Here is a 22,896-nt window from a genome sequence, read left to right on the forward strand (position 1 = left end):
CCCGTCAACGACGTGTGCCGCGCCGGTCGAGATCTCCCGCGCCGATGATGCGGGCGTACGTCGTAGCCAGCTTCGCCGGGTCGTGCCGCGGCGTGCCGTCGTCGCAGGCGACATCGGCGACGACCAGCTCGGCCCCGGCTGCGTGGACGACCTCGAGCAGGTCGTCGAGACCGTCGCCGACGCTCGCGGCGTCGGCCAGCACGGTGTGGATCCGCAGGTCGGGTGCATGCTCGGCGAGCACCGCGAGGTGGTCGGCGGCCTCGAACCCCGGGGTCTCCCCCGCCTGCTCGGTGAGGTTGAGCGTGACCACGACACGAGCGTCGCTGCTCACGATCGCGTCGTGGAGCGCGGGCACCATCAGGTGCGGGATCACCGAGGTGAACCACGACCCGGGCCCGAGCACCAGCCAGTCGGCGCTGTGCACGGCGTCGAGTGCCTCGGGACACGGCTTCGGGTCGGGCGGGTCCAGGGCGATCGTGGCGATCACGCCCTCGGTGGTGGCCACCTCGACCTGCCCGCGGACGGTGGTCAGCCCGTGCGGGTCCTGCGACAGTCCCCGCACCTCGGCCGTGATGTCCAACGGCGTCAGCGCCATCGGCAGCACCCGGCCCGAGGTGCCGAGCAGCCGGCCGACCCAGTCCAGCGCTGCCACCGGGTCGCCGAGCTGCTCCCACAGGCCGACGATCAGCAGGTTGCCGATCACGTGCCCGTGCATGTCGCCCTGGCCGGCGAACCGGTGCTGGAGGACCCGCGCCCAGGTGTCTCCCCACTGGTGCTCTCCGCACAGGGCCGCCAGGGCCATCCGCAGGTCGCCCGGCGGGAGCACCCCGAACTCGGAGCGCAACCGTCCCGAGGAGCCACCGTTGTCCGCGACCGTGACGACAGCGGTCAGGTCGTCGACCACCAGGTCGTCGACGAGGATCCGCAAGGCCTGCAGCGAGGCCGCCAGTCCGTGCCCGCCGCCGAAGGCGACCACGGACTGGGCGCGATCGTTGATCATCGCTGCCTCACTCACGCCCGAGGTCACGGTGCGTCGCACGCGCGTCGAAGCCCGAGGCCGCCAATCGGCGGGTGATCTCCTCGGTCATGGCGACACTGCGGTGCTTGCCACCGGTGCAGCCGATCGCGACGGTCATGAAGCGCTTGCCCTCGCGCAGGTAGCCGCCGGCGACGCCCTCGAGCACGGGGACGTAGGCGTCGAGGAACTCCGCGGCCCCCGCCTGCGCCATGACGTAGTCAGCGACCGCCCGGTCGCGACCGGTCCGCGGTCGCAGCTCGGGGATCCAGTGCGGGTTCGGCAGGAAGCGCATGTCGGCCACGAAGTCCGCGTCGACGGGGATGCCGTACTTGAAGCCGAAGCTCACCACGCTGACCTTGAGCCGCGTCGTGTCGGGGGTGCCGAACGCCTCGGCGATCCGGTCGGTGAGCTCGTGGACGTTCAGCGCCGTCGTGTCGATGACGAGGTCGGCGTCGCTGCGCAGGTCGGCGAGCGCCGTCCGCTCGCGGCGCAGACCGTCGATCAGCCGTCCGTCGCCCTGCAACGGGTGCGGGCGTCGAGCAGCCTCCTGGCGACGGACGAGGACGTCGTCGGTGGCCTCGAGGAACACGAGCGTCGCGTGGCGACCGGTCGCGCCCTGGGCGAGGTTGGCCTGCAGCGTCTGGAAGAACGACCCGGAACGGACGTCGACCACGACCGCGATCGGCTGCGCGGTGCCCCGACTGTCGTCGACCAACCGGACCACCTCCCGCAGGAGACTCGGCGGCAGGTTGTCGACGACGTAGTAACCGAGGTCCTCGAGCTCCTTCGCGGCCGTGCTCCGCCCGGCGCCCGTCATGCCGGTGACGACCACCAGCTCACCAAGCCGGTTGTGCGTCGTGGGCCTGTCGCTGGGCCCGTCGCTGGGCCTGTCCTCGGGCACGGCTAGCCCTCCTCGATCTCGCCGGTGGCGGTGTTGACGCTGACGATGGCGGGACCAGTCTTGCCCTTGCTCTGCGCGACCGCATCCTTGATCGCACCAGCCGTGCGGGCACCGATGCCGGGCACCTGGGCGATCTCCTCGGCGGTCGCCTCCCGCAGCCTCTTGAGCGACCCGAAGTGCTTGAGCAGCGTCTTGCGCCGCACCTCGCCCAGACCGGGCACGTCGTCGAGCACGCTCTCGACCATCGACTTCGACCGCCGCGAGCGGTGGTGGGTGATCGCGAAGCGGTGCGCCTCGTCACGGACCCGCTGGAGCAGGTAGAGGCCCTCGCTGGACCGGGCCAGGATCACCGGGTCCTCCTGGCCCGGGAGCCAGACCTCCTCCAGCCGCTTCGCGAGCCCGCAGACTGGGATGTCGACGATGCCGAGCTCGGCCAGCGCACGCTGTGCCGCGGCGACCTGCGGTGCACCACCGTCGACGACCACCAGGCCGGGCGCGTAGGCGAACTTGCGGGGCCTGCCGGTCTCGGGGTCGACGAGCATCGGCCCCTGGGCGCCGTCCACCTCCACCGACGGGACCGACTTCGCCTGCTCGTCGAGGAGCCGCTTGAAACGCCGCGTGATGACCTCGTGCATCGCGCGCACGTCGTCGGACCCGTCCTGGCCGCGGATCACGAACCGGCGGTACTCCGACTTTCGCGCGAGGCCGTCCTCGAACACCACCATCGACGCGACGATCTCAGAGCCCTGCAGGTGGGAGATGTCGTAGCACTCGATCCGCAGCGGCACCTCGTCGAGACCCAGGGCGTCCTGGATCTCCTCCAGCGCGCGATTGCGGGTCGTCAGGTCGCTGGCCCGCTTGGTCTTGTGCAGTGCGAGCGCGTGTGCGGCGTTCTGGGCGACCGTCTCCTGCAACGTCCGCTTGTCGCCACGCTGCGGCACCCGGATCGACACCCGTGACCCCCGCAGGTCGCCGAGCAGCTGCTCGTACGTCGCGACGTCGGCCGGCAGGGCGGGCACCAGGATCTCGCGCGGGATCTCGTCGGGGACCGCACCGGCGTAGAGCTGCAGGAGGAAGTCGTCGACGAGCTCGGCGGTGCCGCCCTCGTCGACCCGATCGGCCACCCAGCCCCGCTGGCCCCGGATCCGCCCGCCACGCACGTAGAAGATCTGCACGGCCACCTCGAGCGGGTCCTCGGCCAGCGCGATCACGTCGGCGTCCGTGCCGTCGCCGAGGACCACCGCCTGCTTCTCGAGCGCCTTGTTGAGCGCGCCGAGGTCGTCGCGCAGGCGCGCGGCCTTCTCGAAGTCGAGCGCGTCGGAGGCGGCGTACATCTGACGCTCCACGCGCTTGACGAAGGCCGCGGTGTGCCCGCCCATGAAGTCGCAGAAGTCATCGACGATCGCCCGGTGCTCCTCGGCGCTCACCTTGCCGACGCACGGGGCCGCGCACTTGTCGATGTAGCCGAGCAGGCAGGGCCGCCCGATCTGGGAGGACCGCTTGAACACGCCGTTGCTGCACGAACGCATCGGGAACACGCGCAGCAGGAGGTCGACGGTCTCCCGGATCGCCCAGGCGTGGCTGTAGGGACCGAAGTAGCGGGTGCCCTTGCGCTTGGCGCCGCGCCCCACCATCACGCGCGGGAACTCCTCGCCCACCGTCACGGCCAGCCACGGGTAGGACTTGTCGTCGCGGTACTTGACGTTGAACCGCGGGTCGAACTCCTTGATCCACGAGTACTCCAGCTGCAGCGCCTCGACCTCGGTCTTGACGACGGTCCACTCGACGCTGGCGGCGGTGGTCACCATCGTGGCGGTGCGCGGGTGCAGGTGGCGCACGTCCTGGAAGTACGACGAGAGCCGCGCGCGTAGGTTCTTCGCCTTGCCGACGTAGATGACCCGGCCCTTGGGGTCCCGGAAGCGGTAGACGCCCGGCTGGGTCGGGATCGAGCCCGGTTCGGGCCGGTACGACACAGGCGATGGCACGACTCCCACCCTACGGTCCGGGTCCGACAGAGCACTCCCCGGAAGGGCGGCTCCCGTTCGCACGGCGTTCCCCCGACCGACCGGGGCCGGTCACCGGGTCTCCCTACTTTCCTCGGCGGGGGCGTGGACGCCAGGTTCGACTCGGAGCACCAGCAGACGGAGGAAGTCCCGCCATGTCATCGACCGTCGTTCGGGTGCGCGGTCTGACCAAGACGTTCGGCGACGTGATCGCCCTCGACGGGGTCGACCTCGACCTCGCCGGCGGTGAGATCCATGGGCTGGTCGGCCCCAACGGGGCTGGGAAGACGACGCTGCTCGGCGTCCTGCTCGGCCTGGCCGTTCCGGACGCCGGCACCCTCGACATCGAGGAGCTCCCGGTCGCGGGGTTCGTCGACTCGCCAGGGCTGTACCCGACGCTCACCGCCCGCCAGAACCTCACGTCCCTCGCCGCCCTCCGCGGAGTGAGATCGGACGCCGACGAGCTGCTCGCCCGGGTGGGGATGAGCGACGTCGCCCACGACCGGGTCCGCGGGTTCTCCCTCGGGATGCGCCAGCGCCTCGGCCTGGCCGCCGCGCTGCTCGGCGACCCGCGGCTGCTGGTCCTCGACGAGCCGGCGAACGGGCTCGACCCGGCCGGAAAGCGGCAGGTGCACCGGGTGCTGACCGACGTCGCCGCGGCCGGTGCGACCGTGGTGCTCTCGAGCCACCGGATGGACGACCTGGCCGCGCTGTGCGACGAGGTCAGCCTGCTCTCCGCCGGACGGATCGTGTTCTCGGGACCGGTACGCAAGCTCGCGGCAGAGAGCGGGGAACTCGACCACCGGGTCGTCACCACCGACCCCGACCGGGCGCTCTCGATCGCAACCGCCACGCCGGGGGTGCGCGTCACCCCCGGCCGCGAGCTCGTGGTCAGCGGACCCGACGTGGCGCTCGACCAACTCGTCACCCGGCTCGTGGGTGCCGGCGTCGCGATCCGCGAGCTCAGCCCCGTGGTCCCGCCGTTGGAGGCAGCCTTCCTCGCGCTCACCGGGGCAGTCGAGACGGGTCCGGCCCGGTGAGCGCCACCGTCCTCACGGCCTCGCCTCGCCGCGATGCTCCGGCGCTGCTGCGCGGCTACCGCTTCGAGCTGGTCAAGCTGGCGTCCCAGTGGCGGCTGCGCCTCGTCCTCGCGGCCTGCCTGACCGCCCCCGCCCTCTACACCGCGGTCGTCAGCAGGCAGACGTCGCTGCCCGCGGACGCGGTGTACGGACGCTGGATGGGTCAGTCCGGCTGGGCAGGCGCGCTGGTCGTCCTGGTCTTCATGGGGAGCATCGTGCTCCCACTCCTCACCTGCGTCGTGGCAGGCGACGTCTTCGCCATCGAGGACCGGCTCGGCACCTGGCGGCACCTGCTGGTCGCCGTACGCTCGCCGCGCCGGATCTTCCTCGCCAAGGCCCTCGCCGCGCTCACCGTCACGATCGCCCTCCTCCTGGCACTGGTCGTGTCGTCGATCGCCGGCGGGCTGGCCTCGATCGGCAGCCATCCCCTGCCCGGCCTCGACGGTCACGTCATGGCGTCCGGCGCGCTCGCGCGGGCCGTCCTCCTGGCCTGGCTGAGCATCGTCGCGCCCACGCTCGCGTTCTCGGCGGTCGGCCTGCTCGGCTCCGTGGCCCTCGGCCGGTCCCCGCTAGGACTGCTCCTGCCGGTGGTCCTCGCGCTCGTCCTCGAGGGCGTCCAGCTGCTGCCGGTCCCGGTCGCGCTGCGCGTCGCGCTCCCCACGAACGCGTTCCTGGGCTACCGCGGCCTGCTGAGCGATCCCACCCAGCTCGGGCCGTTGTGGATCGGCACGCTCGTCAGCCTGACCTGGGCGGTGGTCGCCACGTCCCTGGCGTACCGGCTCTTCGTGCGACGCGACTTCACGGATCCGGCGTACGACGGGTCCGGCCGCCGGCTGGTGCTCGCGGGGATCGTGCCCCCGGCCGCCCTGGTCGCCGCGACGTCCGCCGTGGTCGGCGCCACCACGGACGCCTGGGGCTCGGGCATCGACCGGGCGAAGCTCGAGACCGCGCTGGGGACGTCGTTCTCCCACCTCTACGTGCTGCAGACCCGTGAGCTGCACCGACCCGCGGTCCGTGAGGACGAGCTCCACACGACGGCGCGGTGCGACAAGGGCGGCGACCGCGTCGAGGACGCCGGGCCCGGCGCCGACTGGCGCTGCGTCGTGACCTGGACGCTGCCGGGGGCGACCGCCACCGGCACGGCGATCTACCAGCTCGACGTCGCCGCGGACGGCCGGTTCGTCGCCGACGGTGACGGGCCCAAGGAGGTCAACGGCTACTTCCAGATCCGCACCGCCACCGGCGATGCACCCAACCCCCTCTGGCAGTTCGACGGCTTCGTCGACCTGCTCACCTCTCGGAAAGGATCAGCATGAACGTGACGCGCAACCGCGTGGGGCGGCCCGCCAGCCGGCGCCTCCCCCGCAAGGCGTCGGCCGTCATCGCCGGCGGACTGGCCCTCGCGGTCACCGGCGGCGTGGCCTACGCCACGACGGCCGGCTTCGGTCAGCACCAGGTCGGGACGGAGTACTCCAACGGGCTCCAGATCTCCTCCGACCAGGCGCTTGCGCCCCTCGGCGAGCGGCTGATGACGCCGTACGGCAAGTTCATGGGCTCCACGGTCAGCCCGGACGGCCGGTTCCTGGCCGCGACGTCCGCCGACCGCTCGGTCTCGCTGCAGATCTTCGACCTCTCCTCCTACCGGCTCATCTGGCGCGGCGGCACCGCGGCCGGGGTGGACGCCCGCCTCACCGACAACAACGTCGGCCAGGAGGGCCCTCTCTACTCCCCCGACGGCTCGACGCTCTGGATGCCGAACGCCACCGGGCTCACCCGGTTTCCGGTCAACGCGGACGGCACCCTGGGCACCGGCACCAAGGTCACCATTCCGACCGTAGGGAGCCAGCAGGCGCTCACCGCCGGGCTGGCCTTCTCCGCCGACGCCGCCACGCTGTATGCCGCGGTGAACGGCCAGAACACCGTGGTCGCCCTCGACGCTGCGACCGGCACGATCCAACACACCTGGGACGTGGGGATCGCGCCCCGGCAGCTGCAGCTGGTCGGGAACACCCTCTACGTCAGCGACGAGGGCGGGCGACGCGCCCGCCCGGGCGACACCACGATCGGGTCGTACGGCACGGACGTCCCGGCTGACCCGGTGCGAGGTACGTCGACGACCGGCGCGCTCAGCACGATCGACATCACCGATCCGGGTGCGCCCGTGGGACAGATCCCGGTCGGGCTGCACCCGACGGCGATGTACGACGCCGACGGCGTGCTCTATGTCGCCAACACCAACGACGACACGGTCTCGGTCATCGACACCTCCCGCGGTCGGGTCGTCCAGACGATCGCGACCCAGCCCTGGCGCGGCTCGCGGATCGGCTACGAGCCCGACGGCATCACGGTCCAGGACGGTCGCCTGCTCGTCAGCCTGGGCCGTGCGAACGCGATCGCGGTCTACCGCCTCGGACGCAACGCACTGGACCCGGTCAGCTACGTCGGGCTGCTCCCGACCGACTACTACCCCGAGGACGTGTTCGCGGTCGGCGGCGACCTCGTGGTGTCCAACCGTCGCGGCATCGACGCCCGCGGCCCGCTGCTGACGTTCACCGCCGGCTACGGTACGAACCCCGCGACCGGCCACGGCACGCACGGCACCACGGCGTCGCTCACCCGCTTCCAGCTCCCCTCGGACCTCGAGATCCGCGACACCTACACGCCGACGGTCTTCCGGCAGAACGGCTGGGGCGACGCCAACGCCGACGTCCGGCACGCCACCGGACGCCCGGCCCGGCCTGTCCCGGTCCCCGAGCGGATCGGAGATCCGTCGACGATCAAGCACGTGTTCATGGTGGTCAAGGAGAACCGCACCTACGACCAGGTGCAGGGCGACATGCCCGAGGGCGACGGCGACGCGTCGCTCGCGCAGTTCGGCGCGGACGTCACGCCGAACACCCACGCGCTGTCGCGCCAGTTCGGCCTGTACGACAACACCTACGACGTCGGCACCAACTCGGCCGAGGGCCACAACTGGCTGATGCAGGGCGACAACCCCGAGTACACCGAGTCGAGCGCCGGCCAGTACATCCGCAGCTACGACACCGAGGAGGACGTCCTCGGTCACCAGCGCTCCGGCTTCTTGTGGACCGCGATCCAGGGCGCGGGCAACACCGCCCGCAACTACGGTGAGTTCCTCTACACCGAGGGCAAGCCCGCCGGCACCTGGCAGCAGTACTACTGCGCGGCCACCAGCGTCGACCAGGGTGGCGACCCCGCTCAGCTCACGACCTCCGACCTGAAAGGCGACTACGGATCGGTGATCCCGTCGCTGAACGCGATCACCAACCCGACCTCGCCGCCGTTCGACCTGTCGATCCCCGACCTCTACCGCTACCAGATCTGGAAGCAGGACTTCCGCCAGCACGGGCCCGCCGACTTCAACATGATCTGGCTCTCCGACGACCACACGGGCGGCCCGGTGTCCGCTCGCGCCGAGGTCGCCGGTGGCGACCTCGCGCTCGGCAAGATCGTCGACACGATCTCGCACAGCCGGTACTGGCACGACTCGGCGATCTTCGTGGTCGAGGACGACAGCCAGAACGGCGCGGACCACGTCGACGGGCACCGTGCCCCGATCCAGGTGATCAGCCCGTGGGCCACGCACGGCCGGACGGTCTCGACGTACTACTCCCAGCTATCCATGGTCCGGACCATCGAGCAGATCCTCGGTGCCGAGCCCCTCAACCAGAAGGTCGCCGCGGCCACCCCCATGTTCGACGCGTTCGGGTCCCGACCCGACTTCACGGCGTACTCCGCGCGGCCCAATCGCATCCCGCTCACCGAGAACATCGCGACCGCACCCGCGTGCGGCCTCGACACCCCGACCGGCCCCGGTGCGGTGCGGGCCCGCCCGGTTCCGGCGGCACACCGGTCGTACGCGGCCGCCTGGCAGCGCTGGGCGGACCGGCAGCACCTGACCGGCGCGCACGCGCGGGCGGACTACGCGAACCCGGAGCAGATGAACCGGTACACGTGGTACGACGCGCACCACTGGGACCTGCCCTACCCGGGTGACCCGAAGATCTACCTGCCCGGCGAGGTTCCCGGCGCCGCGCTCCCGGGTGCGGACGTCGACTGATCGGCTCCGCAGCGAGGGTCAGGTCACCATGGCCCGACCTCGGCTCAGGCCGTGGTGACCTGACCGCCCTCGACGCTCACCTTGACCTCAGGCAGCGGCTTGGTCGCGGGACCGTTGGCGACCGATCCGTCCTCGATGGAGAACTTGCTGCCGTGGCAGTGGCAGTCGATCGTGCCGCCTTCGACCGTGGTCACCGGACAGCCGGCGTGGGTGCAGATCGAGGAGAAGGCCTTGAACTCACCCTTGGTCGGCTGGGTGACCACGAGCTTCTGGTCGGGGAAGATCGTGCCGCCGCCGACCGGGACCTCGGACGCCGGGCCGATCTGCTGCCCCGCGCTCACCGACGGGTCGCTTCCCGTGGCGTCGCCTCCGGAACCTGCGCCGCACGCGGCGAGCAGCGGAGCTCCCACGCCCACCACGGCTGCTCCGGTCAGTGTCTGTCGGCGCGTCATCCCCATGCTCACGGTCGTCCTCTCGGTGGCGGTCGTTGAATCTTCACCCTACAAACGGCTCCCACGGCCCGGAGGTTCACCGCCCGGAGGTCCGCCGCCCGGAGGTCCGCCGTAGCACGCCGGAGCGGGACTCGTGATGTGTGCCGGTCAGCCCGCCTTGCGGACCGCTGCCTTCTTGGCCGCTGCCGTCTTCGCGACCGTCTTCTTCGCGGCCGTCTTCTTGGCCGCCGTCTTCGCGGGGGTGGCACGGCGCGCCGGCTGCTTGGCGGCCCGACCCTCCAGCAACGGGGCGAGGAACTGGCCGGTGTAGCTGCCCGGGTCGGCCGCGACCGACTCCGGCGTGCCCTCGGCCACGACCATGCCCCCGCGCGACCCACCCTCGGGGCCCATGTCGATGAGCCAGTCGGCGGTCTTGATCACGTCGAGGTTGTGCTCGATCACCAGCACGGTGTTGCCCTGGTCGACCAGCCGGCCGAGCACCAGCAAGAGCTTGCGGATGTCCTCGAAGTGCAGTCCGGTCGTCGGCTCGTCGAGCACGTAGACCGTGCGGCCGGTGGAGCGCTTCTGCAGCTCGGAGGAGAGCTTGACCCGCTGGGCCTCACCACCCGAGAGCGTGGTGGCCGGCTGGCCGAGCCGGACATAGCCGAGGCCGACCTCGACGAGGGTCTTCATGTGGCGTGCGATGGCGGGGACGGCCGCGAAGAACTCGGCCGCCTCCTCGATGGGCATGTCGAGGACCTCGGCGATCGTCTTGCCCTTGTAGTGGACCTCGAGCGTCTCGCGGTTGTAGCGGGCGCCGTGACAGACCTCGCACGGGACGTAGACGTCGGGCAGGAAGTTCATCTCGATCTTGATCGTGCCGTCGCCCGCGCACGCCTCGCAGCGACCACCCTTGACGTTGAACGAGAACCGCCCCTGCAGGTAGCCCCGCATCTTGGCCTCCGGGGTGGAGGCGAACAGCTTGCGGATGTGGTCGAAGACCCCGGTGTAGGTCGCCGGGTTGGAGCGCGGGGTGCGCCCGATCGGCGACTGGTCGACGTGGATGACCTTGTCGACGTGCTCGAGGCCGCTGATCTTCTGGTGTCGGCCGGGCACCGCACGAGCGTTGTAGATCTGCTTGGCCAGCGAGGTGTAGAGGATGTCGTTGACCAGCGTCGACTTGCCCGAGCCCGAGACCCCCGTCACGGCCACGAACAGGCCGAGCGGGAACGACACGTCGACGTTGCGCAGGTTGTGCTCGCGGGCCCCGTGGACGGTCAGGTCTCGGCCCTTGGTGCGCGGCCGGCGCACCTCCGGCACCGGGATCTCCCGGCGACCGGAGAGGTACTGCCCCGTCATGGAGTCGGGGTGGCGCAACAGGTCCTCGACGCTGCCGCTGTGGACGACCTGACCGCCGTGCTCACCCGCGCCGGGCCCGATGTCGACGACCCAGTCGGCGACGCGGATGGTGTCCTCGTCGTGCTCGACGACGATCAGGGTGTTGCCGAGGTCCTTGAGCCGCAGCAGGGTCTCGATCAGCCGGTGGTTGTCGCGCTGGTGCAGCCCGATGGAGGGCTCGTCGAGCACGTAGAGCACGCCGACCAGGCCGGCACCGATCTGGGTCGCGAGCCGGATCCGCTGGGCCTCGCCGCCCGACAGCGACCCGGACGGCCGGTCGAGCGAGAGGTAGTCGAGCCCGACGTCGAGCAGGAAGTTGAGCCGCTCCTGGATCTCCTTGAGCACCCGCTCGCCGATCTGGCGCTCGCGCGCGGTCAGCTCGAGGTGGCGCAGGTAGTCGGCGGTCTCGTTGATGGGCATCGCGCAGACCTCGGCGATGTTCTTGCCGCCGTCCTGCAGCGAGCCGCCGAGCGTGACCGACATCGAGACCGGCTTCAGCCGGCTCCCGGCGCAGGTCGGGCAGGGCACCTCGCGCATGAAGCCCTCGAAGCGCTCACGGCTCGTGTCGGACTCGGCCTCGCGGTGCCGACGCTCGACGTAGGTGCGCACGCCCTCGAACTCGGCGTAGTAAGCACGCTGGCGGCCGTAACGGTTGCGGGTGACGACGTGCACCTTGGTGGAGTGGCCGTCGAGGATCGAGCGCTGCGCCTTGGCCGAGAGGTCCTCCCACGGCGTGTTGAGGTCGAAGCCGAGCTCCTCGCCCAGCGCACCCATCAGTCGCAGGAAGTAGTCGGCCACGTGGGCCTGGCTCCACGGCTGGATCGCGCCCTCGCCGAGGGTCGCCTGCGGGTTGGGGACCACCAGCTCGGGGTCGACCTCCATGCGGGTGCCGAGTCCGTGGCAGGCCGGGCAGGCTCCGAACGGCGAGTTGAACGAGAACGAGCGCGGCTCGAGCTCGTCGGTGTCGATCGGGTGCTCGTTGGGGCAGGCCATCTTCTCGCTGAACCGCAGCTCGCGGTGCGGGTCCAACGCGCTGAGATCGACGAAGTCGAAGAGCACCAGGCCGCCGGCCAGCTGCAGCGCGGTCTCGACCGAGTCGGTGAGCCTGCGCTTGGAGGAGTCCAAGACCTTGAGCCGGTCGACGACCACCTCGATCGTGTGCTTCTTCTGCTTGTCGAGCTTGGGGGGCTCGTCGAGGGAGTGCGTCTCGCCGTTGACGCGGGCCCGGGAGAACCCCTGGGTCTGGAGCTGCTTGAAGAGCTCGACGTACTCACCCTTGCGGCCCCGGATGACCGGCGCGAGCACCTGGAAGCGCCGCCCCTCCTCGAGCGCGAGGATGCGGTCGACGATCTGCTGCGGCGTCTGCCGCTCGATCGGCGCCCCACACGTCGGGCAGTGCGGACGGCCCGCGCGGGCGTAGAGCAGGCGCAGGTAGTCGTAGACCTCGGTGATCGTGCCGACCGTGGAGCGAGGGTTCTTGGAGGTCGACTTCTGGTCGATCGACACCGCGGGCGAGAGCCCCTCGATGAAGTCGACGTCCGGCTTGTCCATCTGGCCGAGGAACTGGCGGGCGTACGCCGACAGCGACTCGACGTAGCGGCGCTGGCCCTCCGCGAAGATCGTGTCGAAGGCGAGGGAGGACTTGCCGGACCCGGACAGACCCGTGAAGACGATCAGGGAGTCACGGGGCAGGTCGATCGAGACGTCCTTGAGGTTGTGCTCCCGGGCCCCCCGGATGATGAGCTGGTCCGCCACTGCGTTGTCCCCTCGGTCCCTCGTGTCGACGTGCGCGTTCGAACAGGTGTTCGCCATCGTACCCGGTGCGAACCAGGCACAACCATCCCGGACCCGCCCGTGTTCCCCACGATCTCACGGCCCACCGACAGTGCCCCGTCCGGCAGGATGGGGGCATGGCCGATCCCGACGACGCCCCCTCGCCCGTGGCACCCGAGGCCCCCGTGGACCTGCTGGCCGAGGCGACCCGGCGACTGATCCGCACCGCGGACGGTCTCCCCGACTCCGACCACGCGGCCCCGAGCGCACTGCCCGACTGGACCCGCGCCCACGTGCTGGCCCACCTCGCGCTCAACGCCGAGGCCCTGGCCGGCGCGCTCACGGGCCTCGTGGACGGTCGCCCGGCGCCGATGTACACCTCCCAGGAGGCGCGGGACGCGGACATCGAGGACCTCGCCAACGACGAGCCGGCTGCCGTCCGCGCCCGGCTCCTCGGGGCGTGCACCGAGCTGGCGGACGCCCTGGCCGCGGTCCCGCCCGACGCCGTCGAGTCCCGCATCGAGCGGGTCCCCGGCGGGCGGTCCTTCCCCGCCTCGGCCGTCCCGGGCATGCGGCTGCGCGAGGTGGAGATCCACCACGCCGACCTCGACGCCGGGTACGACCGCCACGACTGGCCGACGGCGTTCGCGACCTACCTGCTGGACTCGATGCTCGACCGCGGTGCGGCCGACTCCGGGTTCTCGGCGTACGCAACCGACCTGCAGCGCACCTGGAGCTTCGGCGCCGGCCCGACCGTCTCCGGCGCGGCTGCCGACCTCGGGTGGTGGCTGACCGGTCGCGGCAACGGCGAGGGACTGACCAGCGACAACGGCGACCTGCCGCGGATCGAGGAGTGGTGATGAGCGACTACACAGGACACGTGACGCCGGGCGGCGGACCGGACGTGCGCGAGCTCGCCCACCTGACGATCACCAAGGTCGCGGTCGACGAGCAGATGTCCAACAACTGCTACCTCCTGCGGTGCCGCCACACCGGCGAGCAGGTGCTCATCGACGCGGCCGCCGAGCCCGCGACGCTGCTGCCGCTGATCGGCGACACCGGGCTCACCACGGTCATCACCACCCACCAGCACTGGGACCACCACCGCGCGCTCGCCGAGGTCGTCGCCGCGACCGGCGCGACCGTCGTCGTCGGCGCGCCCGACGCTCAGGCGGTCACCGACCAGACCGGCGTCCCGGTGACGCGGCCGGTCACCCAGGGCGACACGGTCGCGGTCGGCGACTGCACCCTGTCGGTGATCGCCGTGGCCGGCCACACTCCCGGCTCCATCGCCCTGCTGTACGACGACCCCGCCGGTCACCCGCACCTCTTCACGGGCGACTCGCTGTTCCCCGGCGGCGTCGGCAACACGTTCGGCGACGAGGCGGCCTTCGCCCAGCTCATCGACGAGGTCGAGACCAAGATCTTCCAGCGCCTCCCCGACGACACGTGGTTCTACCCCGGCCACGGCGACGACTCCACCCTCGGCGCCGAGCGGCCCTCCCTGCCCGAGTGGAGGACGCGGGGCTGGTGAAGGTCGCGGGGTTCGGCTGCTGGCAGCCGAAACCCGCAGACACGCCGACAGCTGAGCGGCGACGCTCAGGCGACGGAGGACCAGCCGCCGTCGCCGTCGGTGTCCCACTCGGCCGTGGGCAGGGGGCCGCGACCGGGGTCGGCGCTCGACGCGGCGGCGTCGGTGGACCAGTCGGCCAGGTCGGTGGGGAAGGTGAGGTCGTCGAGCGTCGGGATGGTGTCGAGGTCGAGCAGCTCGGCGAGGGGCATCCCGGCCGGGAGACTGTCGTCGCTGAGGCGCGCGAAGACTCGCAGCGACTCCCAACGCGGCGCGGATCCGGCGTCCAGGTGCTCGAGCATCGCGTCCTCGGCCACGCCGGCGTCGATGACGACGACGAGCCGCTCGGCGCCGTGCGCGGCGATCCAGCGCCACATGGTGCGCGCGGAGAACCGCCGAGACCGGGCGAGCTTCATCACCCGCTCGACCGTCGGGGCCGACACTCCCCCGGCGATCAGCAACGCTTCCACGTCGGCGTGCTGGACACGCTCGGGGTGTCGCTGCAGCTCGAGGTCGCGTCGACGGGAGCCCCGCCCGGCGTCCGGGGCGGCGGTGCCGGCGATCGCCAGACCGAGGCAGATCACTGTGATCAGGCACAGCCCGAGCAGCATCGCTCGTCCTCCTTCCGGGTCTCCAGCCGGTCGGCGGAGGTCGTTGTCGACCGGGCAACGCCCCCGACGCGTACAGCGTTACGCCGCGAGCCGAAGTCCACCCCTGCGGGCTAGACCAGAAATGCGGCGAGTTGACCCCTTCGCCGCCGGCATCCTGCCTGACCGGCGACGATCAGCCCTCAGTGGTAGGTGACCTTCACCGTGTCGGTGACGGGTACGGCCTGGCAGCCCAGGCGGATGCCCTCGGCGATGTCCTCGTCGTCGAGGACGTCGTTGTGGAGCATCTTGACCTCGCCCTCGAGCAGCCGGACCGCGCACGCCGAGCACTCGCCCTCACGACAGGAGTACGGCGCCTTCACGCCCTTGGACTCCAGGTGCTCGAGCATCTTGGTGCCGGGCGCCCAGTCGTCGAAGACGTACTGCTGGCCGTCGAGCTCCACCTCGAGGGTGACCGGGCCCTGCGGCTGGTCCTCGTCTGCGACCGGATCGGCGGCCTCGGCTGCCTCGGTGTCGTCCGGGTCGTGCTCGGCGTCCTCGATCTCGTGCTCGGCGACCTCCTGGTCGTGCAGGTCCCCGAACGGGTTGCCACCGAGCGAGATGAACTTCTCCTGGTGTCGGCGCCCCCGGGGGAACTCCAGCTCCTTCAGCGCGGCCACGGCCATCTTCATGAACGGCGCAGGCCCGCAGACGAACGCGTCGTACGACGTGTAGGCGGCAGCGAACGCCTTGACCTGCTCCTGGCTGGGCAGCCCCTGCACCGACTCCAGCCAGTGCACGGCGAGCAGCCGGTCGGGGTGCTCCGCGGCCAGCCGGGAGAGCTCGGCGGCGAAGATCACGGACCGCTCGTCGCGGTTGGCGTAGAACAGCACGATGCGCCCGCTGCCGCGCTGCAGCGCGGTCCGGGTGATCGACATGACGGGCGTGATGCCGCTGCCGCCCGCGAACAGCAGCAGGTCGGCATCCAGGTTGGCCGGGGTGAAGATCCCGCTGGGAGGGAGCATCCGCACCGTGTCGCCCTCGCGCACGTTGTCGCACAGCCAGTTGGAGGCGTAGCCGTCCGCGGTCCGCTTGACGGTGATCGTCAGCGGACCGTCGTCGAGAGGGCTGCTCGACAGCGAGTAGCAGCGCGCCGCGACCCCGGTCAGCTCGCTCGGCACGGCGAGGGTCAGGAACTGGCCCGGCTTGTACGCGAAGCCGTCGGCCGCGTCAGCGGGCACCTCGAACGAGATCGAGTGCGCGTCGGCGGTCTCCTCGACCACGCCCACGACCCGAAGCTCGAAGGACGGCTCGTCCACACTCACCAACCGTCCTCGGCACCGATCGAGACCTGACCGTCGCGTACGGCGGCCTCGATGCTCGCGAGCAGGCGCGGACAGCTCGCGTGGGCCGAGCGGGCATCCGCACGGCGCGCGAGCTCGGGGCACTGCCGCCGGGCCTCGGAGGTCCACTGGATCGAGGTGTGGTGCTCGCTGTTCTTCTTCACGCCCACGCGGGCGAGGCAGTCGAGACAGGCCACCTCGACCAGCCGGGCGGAGGTGTAGAGCCGCTGGTCCTCGAGCGTGTCGGGACTGGTCGGGACGAAGGACGCCATCGCACTCAGGTACCCGTCATGATCTGCGGCGACTCCGCGGACGCGCCGGACTCACCGGCGGCGTCCTCCTCGGCCTTGCGGGCGAGGTTCTCCGCGACCTCCTCCTGCCAGTACTCGTTGGCCTTGGTGGTGTCGACCTCGAACTCGAACCGGTCGACCATCTCGGGGGCGATGTCGGCCTTGTCGACGTAGAACTGCTCGTACCAGCGACGCAGCTGGTAGACCGGCCCGTCCTCCTCGCAGAGCAGCGGGTTCTGCACCGGCACCTTGTTCTTCCAGATGTGCACGTCCTGGAGGAACCCGTCGCCGAACATCTGCGCGTACTTCTTCGCGATGTACTGGGCGGTCTTGTCGTCGAGGCCCTCGGGCTTCTTCACGGTGATGCCGTACTGCAGCGTGAACGAGTCGGGCCCGGTCGGGATGTGGCAGTTGATCAGGATGACCTCGGTCTCGAAGCCCTTGTAGTCGACGTCGAGCCAGTTGACCATGTACGCCGGCCCGAAGTAGGTCGCCTCGGACTTGAGGAACAGCTCGGCGTCGCCGTACCCGCCACTCTTGTCGGGGCGTCCCTTGGACTGCATGTACTGCGTGGCCTGGGTGCCCTCGAAGACGTTGCGGAAGCTGGTCGGGAACGAGAAGTGCACGTAGTAGAAGTGCGCCATGTCGACCACGTTGTCGATCAGCTCACGGCAGTTGGAGCCCTCGATGGGGACGACGTTCCAGAACCAGTCGGTGTACTCGCCGTCCATCACCCCGGGCAGCTCCGGCGGCAGGATGTCGTGGTCGGGCGCGGAGCCCTCCACGTCGTGCCAGATCAGCACCTGGCCGTTGCGGATGACCACGGGGTACTTCTCGGTGCGGGCGCGCAGCGGGACCCGGCGGGCGTAGGGGATCGCCTTGCACTTGCCGTCGCCACCCCAGCGCCAGTCGTGGAACGGGCACGCGACCTCGTCGCCCTTGACCGACCCCTGCGTCAGGTCGCCTCCCATGTGCCGGCAGTAGGCGTCGAGGACGTTGACGTCGCCCTGCGTGTCCTGCCAGACCACGAGCTTGGTGCCGAAGGCGTCGACCGCGTGCGGCTTGCGGTCCGCGAACGTCTCCTTCAGGCCCAGGCAGTGCCAGCCGCGCGCGAAGCGCTCCGGCGGCTTGCCCTGGTCGAGGGCTCGAACGCTCGAGGGGGTGTCGCTCATGACGCGCCTCCAGACACGGTGGACCAAAACGAGAACAGGTTATAGTTTTTGGGACGCCGTTGCCAGCGCCACGCCTCACCTTCCCACCGCCACACTCCCACGGAGCCCCGATGCACATCGCCCTCACACCCGAGCAGGAGAGGCTCCGCGAGGAGCTGCGCGAGTACTTCGCCGCGCTGGTCACCCCCGAGGTCAAGGCCGGGCTCGCGTCGGCGACCGGCGAGTTCGGCGAGGCGGGCGTCTACAAGGACGTGATCCGCCGCCTCGGGAGCGACGGCTGGCTGGGGATCGGCTGGCCGGAGGAGTACGGCGGGCAGGCCCGCTCGATGATCGAGCAGCTGATCTTCACCGACGTCGCCGCGGTGGCCGGCGTACCGATCCCCTATCTGACGCTCAACACCGTCGGGCCCACGATCATGCGCTACGGCACGCAGGAACAGAAGGACTACTTCCTGCCCCGGATCCTCGCGGGTGACCTGCACTTCTCGATCGGCTACTCCGAGCCCGGCTCCGGCACCGACCTCGCCTCGTTGAAGACCAAGGCGGTACGCGAGGGCGACGAGTGGGTGATCAACGGCCAGAAGATGTGGACCTCGCTCATCCAGTACGCCGACTGGATCTGGCTCGCGTGCCGCACCGACCCCGACCTGCCCCGCCACAAGGGGCTCTCGATGATTCTGGTCCCCGCCGACGCTGCCGGCTTCTCCTACACGCCCGTGCACACGGTGGCCGGGGTGAGCACGAGCGCGACGTACTACGAGGACGTGCGCGTGCCCTACGGCAACCTCGTCGGCGAGCTCAACGGCGGCTGGTCGCTGATGACCAACCAGCTCAACCACGAGCGGGTCGCGCTCACCTCCTCCGCGCCCCTGACGCACTCGATCGAGATGGTGCGGCGGTGGGCGCAGGAGACGAAGAACCCGGACGGCCAGCGGGTCATCGACTCCGAGTGGGTGCAGATCGCGCTCGGCCGGGCGCACGCCCGCACCGAGGCGCTCTCGTTGATCAACTGGAAGCTCGCCGCGGACGCCGATGCGGGCGTCGCCCTCTCCCCCGCGGAGGCGTCGGCGACCAAGATCTACGGCTCCGAGCTGGCCACCGAGGTCTACCGGTCGCTGATGGAGGTCGTCGGCCCCAACGCCGGCATCACCGGCGACTCCGAGGGCGCGGTGCTCGCGGGTCGCCTCGAGCGCTACTACCGCTCGGCGCTGGTGATGACCTTCGGCGGCGGCACCAACGAGATCCAGCGCGACATCATCGGCTACGTCGGGCTCGGACTGCCCGCGGCGAAGAGGTAATCATGGACTTCACCTTCACCCCCGAGCAGGACGAGGCCGCCGAGCTCGCGGCGAGCATCCTGCGGGACCGCGCGACCAACGACCGGCTCAAGGCCGTCGAGGCAGCAGGCGACCGCTTCGACCGGGAGCTGTGGGCCGAGCTCGGCTCGGCGGGCCTGCTCGGGCTCGCCCTTCCCGAGGAGCACGACGGCGCCGGGCTCGGCCTCGTCGAGCTGTGCCGGGTGCTCGTCGAGGTGGGCCGCACGGTCGCGCCGGTGCCGCTGGCCGCCCACGGACCGGCCGCCCGGCTGTTGGCCGAGCTCGGCTCGGACGACCTCCGCGCGCGGTGGCTGCCGGGTGCGGCCACCGGCGCCCACGTCCTGACCGCCGCGATCGCCGAGGACCGGGCCTACGCCCCGTCGCGTCCGACGACCGTCGCGACCCCCGACGGCGACGGCTACCGGCTCACCGGCAGCAAGGCGATCGTCCCGGCCGGGCCGTACGCCGACGCGTTCCTCGTCCCCGCCGACACCCCGACCGGCGTCGGGGTCTTCCTGGTCGAGCCCGGCGACGCGGGCGTCACCGTGGTCGCCCAGACGTTCTCCGACCGCGACGCCGTCGCCCGCCTCGACCTCGACGGCGTGACCGTCGGACCGGACCGGCTGGTCGGGGACGCGGACGGCGCCGCGGACCACCGGCTGCGGCTGCTGATGCTGCTCGCCGGGTGCGCGGAGCAGCTCGGCATCACCGAGGGCGCGCTGCGGCTGACCTCGTCGTACGCGAAGACGCGCGAGCAGTTCGGCCGGCCGATCGGCACGTTCCAGGCGGTCTCCCAGCGCCTCGCCGACGGCTACATCGACGTGCTCGGCCAGCGGCTCACCCTGTGGCAGGCGGCTTGGCGGCTCGAGGAGGGGCTCCCGGCCGACACCGAGGTCGCGATCGCGAAGCTCTGGGCCGCGGACGCCGGCCACCGGCTCGCCCACACGACCGTGCACGTCCACGGCGGCGTGGGCATCGACCTCGATGGCGAGGCGCACCGCTACTTCACCAGCGCCAAGCGCTTCGAGTTCCTCCACGGCGGTACCACCGAGCAGGCCCTGAACGTCGGACGAGCCCTCGCGGCCGAACCGGCGTGATCGCAGCCGTGGCGGTGGTGGTCTCGAGGCTCCCTTCGAGCCGGCACGGTGGTTGAGGTGCGAAGGCCGCCAGGCCCGAGCCGGCACGGTGGTTGAGGTGCGAAGGCCGCCAGGCCTGAGCCTCGAAACCACCATGCCCACGGTCCGGGACCAGCTCCTCGCTCGGGCCGAAGACAACTCCCCCGGCCTGCTGTTCGAGGACGACGCCTGGACCTGGGCCGAGGTGGTGCGGGAGTCCTGCGTGCGGTCCGCGCTCCTGGCGGCGCTCCTCCCGGCAGGCACACCGCCGCACGTCGGCGTGCTGCTCGACAACCTCCCGGAGTTCGCGTTCCTGCTCGGCGGCGCCGCGCTCGGCGGCCACGTCGTGGTGGGGCTCAACCCGACCCGCCGGGGACCCGCGCTCGCTGCGGACATCGTCCGCGCCGACGTGCAGGTCGTCGTGACGGACGCGACGTACGCCGCGCTCCTCGGCGACACCGACGTGCCGGTGCTGCTCGCGGACGGGCCCGAGTGGGAGGCACTGGTGGAGGCGCACCGGGCGGCGCCGATCCCCGACGCCGAGGTGCGGCCGGACACCCTGATGATGCTGATCTTCACCTCGGGCACGTCCGGGGAGCCCAAGGCGGTGAACGTCACCCAGGCCAAGGTCGCGCACCCGGGGCAGTTCCTGTCCGAGCGGTTCGGCCTCGGCCCGGACGACGTCGCCTACGTCTCGATGCCGATGTTCCACTCCAACGCGATCATGGCCGGTTGGGGACCCGCGCTCGCGTCGGGCGCGACGGTGGCGCTGGCCCGCCGGTTCTCGGCGTCGGGGTTCCTGCGGGACGTGCGCCGGCACGGCGCGACGTACGCGAACTACGTCGGCAAGCCGCTGACCTACGTGATGGCGACGCCCGAGCGGCCCGACGACGCCGACAACCCGTTGCGGCTGGTGTTCGGCAACGAGGCCAACGAGCGCGACATCGACGGGTTCGCCCGGCGCTTCGGCTGCACGGTCGTCGACTCCTACTCCTCGACCGAGAACGCCGTGATCGTCCAGCGCGTCCCGGAGATGCCTCCCGGCAGCCTCGGCCGGCCGGTCGAGGGCGTCAAGGTGCTCGATCCCGTGACGATGCAGGAGACGCCGGACGCGGAGTTCGCCCCCGACGGCGTGCTGCTCAACGCCGACGCCGCGACCGGTGAACTGGTGAACACGATCGGAGCCGGGGCGTTCGCCGGCTACTACCACGACCCGGACGCCGAGGCGGATCGGATGCGCGCCGGGATGTACTGGTCGGGCGACCTCGCCTACCGCGACGCGGACGGGTTCGTCTACTTCGCCGGCCGCACGGCCGACTGGCTGCGGGTCGACGGCGAGAACCTCGCCGCGGCCCCGGTCGAACGGATCCTGTTGCGGCACCCGGCGGTCGTCGAGGCCGCGGTCTACGCCGTCCCCGACGAGTCGGTCGGCGACCAGGTGATGGCCGCCCTCGTGGTGCGTGAGCCCGTCGACCCGGTCGGGTTCGAGGAGTTCCTCGCCGCCCAGCCAGATCTCTCCTCGAAGGCGTGGCCGCGCTACGTGCGCCTGGTCGACACCCTGCCGCGCACCGCGACCAACAAGGTCCTCAAGCGCGAGCTCGCCGCCGAGGGGCCCGTCGCCGGAGGTGGCAGGCTGTGGGTACGGGCGGCCCGGAGCTCGTCGTACTCCGTCGCGACGTCCTGACAACGGACCGCACGGCTGGGTCCGTCTGAGTGGTGAAGGAGGACACCATGACCGACACCACCGTCCTGACCGAAGCCCTCGAGCGCGGCATCCCCGCGGGCCCCGAGGGCCCCGACCTCGAGTCCGTCCTGCACGGCGGACAGCGTCTCGTCCGCCGGCGCCGCGCGCAGGCCGCGACCGTCGCCGTCGCCCTCGTGCTGGCGGCGGGGGCGGGATCCATCGCCGCTGTCGGGCGTACGGCCGAGCACCCAGCCACCGTCGGACCTGCGAGCGGCGGCCTCGAGCAGTCCTATCGCTTCGATCCCACGTCGAACGGCGAGGACCGGTTCTGGGACTCACGCGGACACGTGGGTGACGGCTTCTTGATCGTGAGTGGCGACGGCCAGATGACCTTCCCGCCCGACGTCACGGTCCTCCGGCAGGTCGACAACGCGCTCCACCGGGAGCCCGAGGTGCTCTCCGTCGCCTACGAGATCCGGTTCCAGGGCACGACCACGTGGTACCTGAGCCGGGTGGAACCGACCGGACCGAACACCGGCCGGATGGACTTCGCGACCGGGAAGCCCGGCGTCGACGCCCCGACGTTCGAGGACTGGATCGCGGCCCAGGCCTCCTCATGAGCAGACCCGACCGCGACGCGGAGTTCGCCGAGTTCGTCCTGGCCCGCCGAGCCCACCTGGCGCGCATCGCGTACGCCGTGTGCGGCGACCGGCACCAGGCCGAGGACCTCGTGCAGACGGCGCTGGTCAAGCTGTACGCCGCCTGGCCGCGGATCCGCCGCCGGGGCAACGAGGAGGCGTACGCCCGGACGATCATCGTCCGGGCGGACATCGACGAGTCCCGCCGGCCATGGCGCCGGGAGCGGCCCGGGCTCGACGGCCACGACGCCCCGGCCCCCGAACCCCTGGCCCCCGAGGACCGGTCCGCACTCTTCGAGGCCTTGCAGGCGCTCCCCGCCATGCAGCGCAAGACGGTCCTCCTGCGGCACTGGGTCGGGCTCTCGGTCAGCGAGACCGCCGCCGAGCTGGGCATCGGCGAGGGGACCGTCAAGAGCCACACCTCGCGCGGGATCCAGGCGCTGCAGGGGCTCTTGGCCGCCGATCGGTGCTGACGCCCGGTCGCGACGCCTGCTGTG

Annotated in this window: 19 protein-coding genes; 10 read left to right on the forward strand and 9 right to left on the reverse strand. The window is 71.3% G+C overall.

The features are described from left to right. Positions 1-4: 4 nt before the first annotated feature. The 3 genes from AC3ANS_RS11205 to uvrC all read right to left on the reverse strand — a co-directional run bounded on the left by AC3ANS_RS11205 (position 5) and on the right by uvrC (position 3,904). Entirely contained in the window at positions 5-1,000 is a 996-nt protein-coding gene (locus tag AC3ANS_RS11205) for a gluconeogenesis factor YvcK family protein (RefSeq protein ID WP_488296233.1), read from the reverse strand. 7 nt (positions 1,001-1,007) lie between these two features. Continuing rightward, complete coding sequence (rapZ, locus tag AC3ANS_RS11210) at positions 1,008-1,853, reverse strand: RNase adapter RapZ (protein ID WP_488296481.1); 846 nt, start codon at positions 1,851-1,853, stop codon at positions 1,008-1,010. Positions 1,854-1,921: 68 nt separating this feature from the next. Beyond that, the gene (gene uvrC / locus AC3ANS_RS11215; protein WP_488296234.1) at positions 1,922-3,904 is read right to left on the reverse strand and encodes an excinuclease ABC subunit UvrC; all 1,983 of its coding nucleotides are present in this window, start codon (positions 3,902-3,904) and stop codon (positions 1,922-1,924) included. 173 nt (positions 3,905-4,077) lie between these two features. On the opposite strand from uvrC, the gene AC3ANS_RS11220 reads away from it, so the two are divergent. From AC3ANS_RS11220 to AC3ANS_RS11230, 3 genes are read left to right on the forward strand one after another with little or no spacing between them, the layout of a single operon-like run. Further along, positions 4,078-4,962 (forward strand): ABC transporter ATP-binding protein, encoded by an 885-nt coding sequence (locus tag AC3ANS_RS11220; RefSeq protein WP_488296235.1) that lies wholly within the window; start codon positions 4,078-4,080, stop codon positions 4,960-4,962. Next, positions 4,959-6,317: an ABC transporter permease gene (locus tag AC3ANS_RS11225; RefSeq protein WP_488296236.1), complete on the forward strand. Its 1,359-nt coding sequence runs from the start codon at positions 4,959-4,961 to the stop codon at positions 6,315-6,317. Before AC3ANS_RS11220 ends, AC3ANS_RS11225 begins: the two co-directional genes overlap by 4 nt. Continuing rightward, positions 6,314-9,082, forward strand: coding sequence for an alkaline phosphatase family protein (locus tag AC3ANS_RS11230; protein WP_488296237.1), 2,769 nt, complete (start codon positions 6,314-6,316; stop codon positions 9,080-9,082). Before AC3ANS_RS11225 ends, AC3ANS_RS11230 begins: the two co-directional genes overlap by 4 nt. A 44-nt stretch (positions 9,083-9,126) precedes the next feature. On the opposite strand, the gene AC3ANS_RS11235 is transcribed toward AC3ANS_RS11230, so the two are convergent. Both AC3ANS_RS11235 and uvrA read right to left on the reverse strand, forming a co-directional pair. Then, on the reverse strand, positions 9,127-9,534 hold the full coding sequence (locus AC3ANS_RS11235; RefSeq protein WP_488296238.1) for a Rieske (2Fe-2S) protein: 408 nt from the start codon (positions 9,532-9,534) through the stop codon (positions 9,127-9,129). A gap of 147 nt (positions 9,535-9,681) precedes the next feature. After that, positions 9,682-12,666, reverse strand: a complete 2,985-nt coding sequence (gene uvrA, locus AC3ANS_RS11240) for an excinuclease ABC subunit UvrA (RefSeq protein WP_488296239.1) — start codon at positions 12,664-12,666, stop codon at positions 9,682-9,684. A gap of 155 nt (positions 12,667-12,821) precedes the next feature. Between uvrA and AC3ANS_RS11245 the strand changes: the two genes are divergently transcribed. Together AC3ANS_RS11245 and AC3ANS_RS11250 are read left to right on the forward strand one after the other, a co-directional pair. Next, the gene (locus tag AC3ANS_RS11245; protein ID WP_488296240.1) at positions 12,822-13,544 is read left to right on the forward strand and encodes a maleylpyruvate isomerase family mycothiol-dependent enzyme; all 723 of its coding nucleotides are present in this window, start codon (positions 12,822-12,824) and stop codon (positions 13,542-13,544) included. Continuing rightward, positions 13,544-14,218: an MBL fold metallo-hydrolase gene (locus AC3ANS_RS11250; protein ID WP_488296241.1), complete on the forward strand. Its 675-nt coding sequence runs from the start codon at positions 13,544-13,546 to the stop codon at positions 14,216-14,218. The genes AC3ANS_RS11245 and AC3ANS_RS11250 overlap by 1 nt, the downstream gene beginning before the upstream one ends. A gap of 65 nt (positions 14,219-14,283) precedes the next feature. On the opposite strand, the gene AC3ANS_RS11255 is transcribed toward AC3ANS_RS11250, so the two are convergent. From AC3ANS_RS11255 to AC3ANS_RS11270, 4 genes are all read right to left on the reverse strand, one after another. After that, complete coding sequence (locus AC3ANS_RS11255) at positions 14,284-14,865, reverse strand: hypothetical protein (RefSeq protein WP_488296242.1); 582 nt, start codon at positions 14,863-14,865, stop codon at positions 14,284-14,286. 179 nt (positions 14,866-15,044) lie between these two features. Continuing rightward, positions 15,045-16,166, reverse strand: a complete 1,122-nt coding sequence (locus AC3ANS_RS11260; protein WP_488296243.1) for a 2Fe-2S iron-sulfur cluster-binding protein — start codon at positions 16,164-16,166, stop codon at positions 15,045-15,047. After that, positions 16,163-16,456, reverse strand: coding sequence for a hypothetical protein (locus tag AC3ANS_RS11265; RefSeq protein ID WP_488296244.1), 294 nt, complete (start codon positions 16,454-16,456; stop codon positions 16,163-16,165). Before AC3ANS_RS11265 ends, AC3ANS_RS11260 begins: the two co-directional genes overlap by 4 nt. Before the next feature lie 5 nt (positions 16,457-16,461). Then, entirely contained in the window at positions 16,462-17,646 is a 1,185-nt protein-coding gene (locus AC3ANS_RS11270) for a 3-ketosteroid-9-alpha-monooxygenase, oxygenase component (RefSeq protein ID WP_488296245.1), read from the reverse strand. 110 nt (positions 17,647-17,756) lie between these two features. On the opposite strand from AC3ANS_RS11270, the gene AC3ANS_RS11275 reads away from it, so the two are divergent. The 5 genes from AC3ANS_RS11275 to AC3ANS_RS11295 all read left to right on the forward strand — a co-directional run bounded on the left by AC3ANS_RS11275 (position 17,757) and on the right by AC3ANS_RS11295 (position 22,872). Then, a complete protein-coding gene (locus AC3ANS_RS11275) occupies positions 17,757-18,944 on the forward strand; it encodes an acyl-CoA dehydrogenase family protein (protein ID WP_488296246.1) in 1,188 nt (395 codons plus the stop codon). 2 nt (positions 18,945-18,946) lie between these two features. Then, positions 18,947-20,059: an acyl-CoA dehydrogenase family protein gene (locus tag AC3ANS_RS11280; RefSeq protein WP_488296247.1), complete on the forward strand. Its 1,113-nt coding sequence runs from the start codon at positions 18,947-18,949 to the stop codon at positions 20,057-20,059. Between the two features lie 133 nt (positions 20,060-20,192). Next, the gene (locus AC3ANS_RS11285; protein ID WP_488296248.1) at positions 20,193-21,761 is read left to right on the forward strand and encodes a long-chain-fatty-acid--CoA ligase; all 1,569 of its coding nucleotides are present in this window, start codon (positions 20,193-20,195) and stop codon (positions 21,759-21,761) included. 47 nt (positions 21,762-21,808) lie between these two features. Then, a complete protein-coding gene (locus AC3ANS_RS11290; RefSeq protein WP_488296249.1) occupies positions 21,809-22,381 on the forward strand; it encodes a hypothetical protein in 573 nt (190 codons plus the stop codon). Beyond that, on the forward strand, positions 22,378-22,872 hold the full coding sequence (locus tag AC3ANS_RS11295) for a SigE family RNA polymerase sigma factor (protein WP_488296250.1): 495 nt from the start codon (positions 22,378-22,380) through the stop codon (positions 22,870-22,872). Before AC3ANS_RS11290 ends, AC3ANS_RS11295 begins: the two co-directional genes overlap by 4 nt. The last annotated feature ends 24 nt before the right edge of the window (positions 22,873-22,896 follow it).

Source organism: Nocardia sp. 149-1B, assembly GCF_057747975.1.